Annotated in this window: 1 protein-coding gene; it reads right to left on the bottom strand. The window is 64.4% G+C overall.

The genetic code is table 11. The annotated features are described in order from the left end of the window. The coding region (locus SB772_RS40355; RefSeq protein ID WP_410838561.1) for an MFS transporter at nt 1-278 on the bottom strand (278 nt) is incomplete at both ends.

Raw genomic sequence — 278 nt, 5'->3', positions numbered from 1 at the left:
CCAGGGCGACGACGGCGATTACGAACATCACGGGCCAACCGAAGGCCGGAATGAGCGGGATACCAATGAGAGCGGCGATGGAGCCACCGATGGGAACACCGGACATCATGAGCGTGGCGATGGTGGACCGCCATTTTTCCGGAACGAGCTCGGCTACGAGGGCGTTGGCCGAGGGCACCAGGCCGCCCAAGCCGATGCCCGCCAGCAGCCGTAGGCCGCCGAAGACCGCGGCATTCGGAGCGAAGGCACAAAGAATGGTGAAGGCGGAAAAGATCGCG

Origin of the sequence: Paraburkholderia sp. SIMBA_030 (genome assembly GCF_046535245.1) — a bacterium.
GTDB lineage: Bacteria > Pseudomonadota > Gammaproteobacteria > Burkholderiales > Burkholderiaceae > Paraburkholderia.
This window is presented reverse-complemented; position numbering and strand designations above follow the sequence as displayed.